Genomic DNA, 5,621 nt, shown 5'->3' with positions numbered 1-5,621 from the left:
AAAAGCTTCAGAAGACGCCGCCTTTTTGAAAAAAGGCGGCACCCGAAACCTTTTCCTGTTTTTTCAATGATGTGTTTTCAAATACTCTCTGTGCGGACTGTCATGAAAGACCATCATCATGCATATGAAATGTTTTTGATGACGCGCTGATCCAAACGCATCAGGGCGGCCGCGTAATCGTAGCAGGCTGCGGCCCCCGGAAAATATGCAACGATCCTCAGTTTTCCGCTGATGGCGTTTCCGCTGAGGCCGCGTCCGTATGTGTGGCCGGGGCCGGGGATGCGCCCGGCGTGGGGGCCGTTGCGATTCCCAGCGTCTGGTGCATTTCCTGCCGGATCTGGTTGCATTTCTTGGTATAAACGCCCGCCTGGGAGGCCGTCATGAAATTGATGACGAACGCCCCGATGAGGGAGCAGAACGACAGCCCGATCACGGTCTTGCCCGTCACGCTTATGACGTCATCGTAACATTGCGCCGAATACCACAGCAGGACAAGGCTGAGTGCGGCGCCAAGGAAGCCGAGGATGCCCGTATAATGGATCAGGGAATCTTCTTCGTTACTGAATGCAAGGGATTGCTGCCACAGCAGGTAGAGCTTTTCGTTCATTTCCTCCACCTGGCAGTCATGTTCAAGCTGTGCGGCACTTGTAACCTTGCCCGGCGCACTTCGATGCATGTCAAGTTCCTGCTGGGCCTTGGCAAAGGTGCGTCGCCGTTCCTTGATCGCGGGCAGGCTGATGTCCACAAAGCTGAGAATGGCGACATTCAGCCCTGCCGACAGTTGTACGACGGCCTGAAAATCGCCCCATGTATGGCTCACGTGCTTCTCCCTTTGTTCTCACACGCCCGTGATGGAAATATAGCAGGATGGGAAGCCAGGGCGAGATTGTAAAACCGGTAGGCTGACTTGCATATTCCCCCTGCATCCGTTTTCCCCCTGTGTCCGTATTTCCCCTGCCTTGTCCCCCATGCCGCGTGCGGCTGTCCCGTGCCCCGGCGTCGTTATCGTGCGTGCCGGTGTCATGGCAGGTGGGGCGTGTGTTTTCCTTGCGCTGCCATATCGGGCAAAATGGATGCGTGTCGCATGACCCATGATGGGGCGCATGTGATGAGGCGCGGGGGACAGGGCCATGGCGTTCCCCCGGGGGGCACGTTGCGCCGGATTGCCGTATGATATTGCTTTCGGGCGGGATGTCTTCATAACGGGCATCGAAACAGAAGGAAGCCATGGATGCGGTTGCCGTGCCATCCGTGTAATGTTTCAAGAAGAGAATGAAGGGGGGCTGCGCCCATGGCCGCGACGTTTGAGACGCATACGATCTACCAGATACCCGAAGACCAGCGTTATGGCCGTGTCAGCGATCTCTTCAGCGTCTGGTTCAGCACCAACATGACATTGCTGACGGTCGTGACCGGTGCGCTGGGGCCAACGGTTTTCGGGCTGTCGTTCGGGTGGTCCATGCTGGCGGCGGTGGCGGGGAATATGGTGGGCGCGGTCTTCATGGCCCTGCATGCGGCACAGGGGCCGATGCTTGGCGTGCCGCAGATGGTGCAGAGCCGGGGCCAGTTCGGGTCCTATGGTGCGGTTCCCATCGTGTTGCTGGTGATCGTGATGTATGTCGGCTTTGCCGCGTCCAATTATGTCGTGGGGGGGCAGGCGCTGGTGCAGGCGCTTCCGGGCCTCAACCGTACGGTGGGGGTGTTGACCATCGCGGGCGTCAGCCTTGTGCCGTGCTGTATGGGATATCGCGCGATCCATGTGATTTCCAAGGTCGTAAGCTGGCTGGCCGGTGGGGTGGTCCTGTTGTGCATCGCGCTGGGGCTGTGGCGGTTTTCGGGCGGGATGCTGATGGATATGCATGGTTCGGTCGCGGGGATCTTCAGCGCATTTTCCGTCTCCGCCCTGTGGCAGGTTGCGTATGCCCCCTATGTTTCGGACTCGTCGCGTTACCTGCCCAACAGTGCCGTATCGGTGCGCAACACGTTCATCGCGACCTATGCGGGTACGGTCCTTGGCACCATCCTGCCGATGATGCTGGGGATCGTGCTGGCGTGCCAGTGGTCGGACCTGACCACGGTGGAGGCACTGGCGCGGTTATGTGGCGGGGGGGCTGGCATCGTGCTGGTGGTTCTGTCGCTGGCGATTACGCTGGGCAATGCGATGGGGGTGTATTGCGGCGCGTTATCGACCATCACGGTGGTGCAGACCTTTCGTCCCGACTGGCATCCCGCGATGATCAGCCGCGTCGTGGTCACGCTGTGCCTTGTGGCGCTAGCGCTGGTGATGGCGTTTGGCATGAGCGCCAATTTCATGAAATCCTATGCCGCGTTCCTTGATATCCTGATGGCGGTCATCGTGCCGTGGACGGCCATCAACCTGACCGATTATTACCTGTTGCGTCATGGGGATTATGACGTTGCCTCGTTTTTTCGTGTCGATGGGGGATGTTACGGCTATTTCAACATGCCTGCCGTACTGTCCTATGTCGTGGGGGTGCTGGTGGAACTGCCGTTCCTGAAAAATGACCTGTATATGGGGTTCTTGCTGCCAATGCTGCATGGGGTTGATATCTCGTGGCTGGTCAGCCTGATCGTCACCACGGTGGTGTATGTGGTGCTGTATCGTGGCGGAAGCACGCGCGCATCGCGGCGGCAGGCCGCCTGACAGGCGATCGCGCCCTTTTGCCCCCACCTGTGTTTCCTGCCAGGAAACACGGACCAGCCCTGCCGCCGGTCGCGCCGGTGGTATCACGTATATTTCCGCCCGCTGCCCGGGCGTTGCACGCAAACAGGACAGACCATGCCGGAGACGATCGACCATCAGACCCTGTGCCGCCCCGAGGTCAGGACGCTGCCCCGCTATAATGCGGGCCTGTCCGAAGATGCGGTGAAGCGCCGGTTTGGCGTGTCGGAAATCAGCAAGCTGGGCAGTAATGAAAATCCGTATGGTCCCTCGCCCGAGGTACTGCGGCAGTGGCCCGCGCTGGCACAGCGTCTTTTCCGCTATCCCGATGCCGGGGCGACCGGCCTGCGTGAAGGGATCGCGCGTTTCAACGACATCGCCCCCGACCGTGTGGTCATTGGCAATGGGTCGGAACAGATCATCCGCATGATCGCGGAAGGATGGCTGTCACCGGGGGAACGGGTGGTGACGGTGCGTCCTGCCTTTGGCCTGCATGAAATACATCCGCTGCTGATGGGGGCGGTGGTCGATGCGGTGCCGGTCACGCCAGGGGCAGAGTTCGATATCGACGGCCTGTGCCATGCCCTGTCGCGCCCGGCCAAGATCCTGATCTTTTCCAATCCGTCCAATCCTGTCGGCTGCATGATGACGGCGGATGCCCTGCGTCGGGTCATCGCGGCATGTTCGCCCCGGACGTTGATCGTGGTGGATGAGGCGTATCGTGAATATGCCGAAATAGATGCCGATTATCCCGATGCGCGCGCCATCCTGCGTGAACAGGGGCGGCCGTGGCTGTGCCTGCGCACTTTTTCAAAGGCATATGGCCTGGCCGCCCTGCGTATCGGCTATGCGCTTGCGTCCTCGGCTGAGGTCGCGTCTGTGCTGGAGACCGTGCGCGATACGTTCAATACCACCATGCCCGCGCAGGAAATGGCCACCATCGCCCTGACGGACCCCGATCATATGCGCGCCTGCGTGGCCCGTACGGTGGCATCGCGTGCCCGCATGGCCGCCGCCCTGCGGGCCATGGGCCTGTTTGTCGCGCCTGCCCATACCAATTTCCTGTTCTTTCGCACCGCGCATGACGCCATGGATGTGGCGGGTGCATTGCTGCGCCATGGGGTTATTGTCAAACCGTGGAAGGAAAAGGGATTCGAAAACTGGATCAGGGTCAGCGTCGGCCTGCCGCATGATAATGAACGGTTCCTTGCGCATCTGTCCGCAGTGCTGGCGCAGGCAGGGGACAGAAAGGCGGTTTGAAAAGACAGGAGGGGAATAACAGGCCGGAATGATGAAATCTTTGAAACCTGTTGCCTTTATATAAAATCCAACATTCAGGGAATGTTACCATTCCTTATGAATTTTTGTTTTCCCAACGGCTTTAAAAGATTTCTGTCAGGTGGGGAGATGATCGGTTCCAGGAAGTGGTATTTGAAAATATTAAATATATTCTGGATATTTTTGAAAATATAATATCAGAGGGTCTTTGAAAAATCAGGCTCAATAACATCCTGAAATTATAAAAGTTTTTGGTGAAGCTTTTTTCAAAAAGCTTCAGAAGACGAAGCCTTTTTGAAAAAAGTCGCCACCCAAAAACGTTTCTTGTTTTTTTATCAATGCCCTGTTTTCAGACACTCTCTCAGGGAACGTTTGTTGTTCCGCGCCAATGCGTTATTTTGAAACGGTTTCTTGACTGTTTTTGGCATGGTGTCACGCGAATTACGTTGTGCGTGGCGCAGATATGTTGCGCAATCTGATGGGGGCATCCTACTATCGCGGGCCTGGCTGGCGGTTTCGTGTCCCCTGTCATTTGCTTTCCTGTCGTTTCCCTGCGCTGCAAGCCTTATGGAGTTCCCGATGCGCACGACCTTCCTTCCGACGCTTCTGGCTGTGGTGGCGGGTGCCACTGTGCCGGGGGGTGATGCGATGGCCCGTGTGATGCGGTGCCTGACGGCATGGCGGCACGCTGCATGACCGAAGCCGTTGCCTCCCGCTGGCAGGACGGATACCTGCCCACACGCCTGTCCTTTGTCGCGGCCCCCAATGACAGCGCGCAGGCATGGCTTGAACGCCTGACCCACCAGTATGGGCAGACCCCCCCGGCCCAGGCTGACGCCATGGTCTGCCTTGGTGGGGATGGATTCATGCTGGAGGTCCTGCATATCGCGCTGGATCGTGACATTCCGGTTTATGGTATCAATTGCGGCACGGTTGGTTTCCTGATGAACCCGACCGTGCCAGAAAACCTGCCAGCTCATCTTGCCACCACGCAGGAGGCTGTCCTTCATCCCCTGCGCATGCGCGCAACCACCCGCGATGGCATGGTGACGGAGGCTCTGGCCCTGAATGATGTCTTCTTGTTCCGTCAGACGCGTCAGGCCGCCAAGATCCGCATTGATGTCGATGGGCGACAGCGTCTGGCGGAACTGATCTGCGATGGGGTGCTGATCGCGACGCCTGCCGGTTCGACGGCGTATAACCTGTCCGCGCATGGGCCAATCGTCCCGCTGTCGGCGAATCTGTTGCCGCTGACGCCCATCAGTGCCTTTCGTCCCCGGCGCTGGCGGGGCGCGTTGCTGCCGTCAACGGCACAGGTCAGGTTCACCATACTGGAACCTGACAAACGACCGGTCGCGGCTGTGGCGGATTTTACCGAAGTCCGCGATGTCATGTCTGTGGAGATACAAGAAGATCGCACCCGGCATACGACATTGCTGTTTGATCCGGGGCAGAGCCTGTCCGAACGGATCATTGCCGAACAGTTCACGACCTGAACATCGATTTTCCAAATATCGGGTTGATAGAGAAGTCATGAAAATGTCTGGATGCCGTCTTTTCCCTAAAAGACAGGTCCATGAACATGCTGGAATTGGGAAAAGTTTTTGGGGGTCGAATTTTTTCAAAAAGGCGGCGTCTTCTGAAGCTTTTTAGAAAAAGC

3 protein-coding genes and 1 pseudogene are annotated in these 5,621 nt (G+C 57.9%); 3 read left to right on the top strand and 1 reads right to left on the bottom strand.

The window, feature by feature from the left end; genetic code table 11:
• Positions 1 to 310: 310 nt before the first annotated feature.
• A pseudogene (locus B7G66_RS13925) lies at positions 311 to 820 on the bottom strand (hypothetical protein); the annotation flags it as partial.
• Positions 821 to 1,291: 471 nt separating this feature from the next.
• Here B7G66_RS13925 and B7G66_RS13920 point away from each other — a divergent pair.
• The 3 genes from B7G66_RS13920 to B7G66_RS13910 all read left to right on the top strand — a co-directional run bounded on the left by B7G66_RS13920 (position 1,292) and on the right by B7G66_RS13910 (position 5,457).
• On the top strand, positions 1,292 to 2,665 hold the full coding sequence (locus B7G66_RS13920; protein WP_003616500.1) for a purine-cytosine permease family protein: 1,374 nt from the start codon (positions 1,292 to 1,294) through the stop codon (positions 2,663 to 2,665).
• Positions 2,666 to 2,800: 135 nt separating this feature from the next.
• On the top strand, positions 2,801 to 3,943 hold the full coding sequence (locus B7G66_RS13915) for an aminotransferase class I/II-fold pyridoxal phosphate-dependent enzyme (RefSeq protein ID WP_003616497.1): 1,143 nt from the start codon (positions 2,801 to 2,803) through the stop codon (positions 3,941 to 3,943).
• A gap of 710 nt (positions 3,944 to 4,653) precedes the next feature.
• Positions 4,654 to 5,457, top strand: coding sequence for an NAD kinase (locus tag B7G66_RS13910; protein WP_003616495.1), 804 nt, complete (start codon positions 4,654 to 4,656; stop codon positions 5,455 to 5,457).
• Positions 5,458 to 5,621: the final 164 nt, after the last annotated feature.

This window comes from Novacetimonas hansenii JCM 7643 (genome assembly GCF_000964405.1).
Taxonomy (GTDB): domain Bacteria; phylum Pseudomonadota; class Alphaproteobacteria; order Acetobacterales; family Acetobacteraceae; genus Novacetimonas; species Novacetimonas hansenii.
The sequence above is the reverse complement of the archived record's forward strand: the minus strand, read 5'-3'. Positions and strand labels throughout refer to the sequence as shown.

Excerpts from the sequence above, each read along its gene's own strand:
- B7G66_RS13910 (WP_003616495.1), top strand. The coding sequence starts at position 4,654 with ATGACCGAAGCCGTTGCCTCCCGCTGGCAGGACGGATACCTGCCCACA.
- B7G66_RS13915 (WP_003616497.1), top strand. The coding sequence starts at position 2,801 with ATGCCGGAGACGATCGACCATCAGACCCTGTGCCGCCCCGAGGTCAGG.
- B7G66_RS13920 (WP_003616500.1), top strand. The coding sequence starts at position 1,292 with ATGGCCGCGACGTTTGAGACGCATACGATCTACCAGATACCCGAAGAC.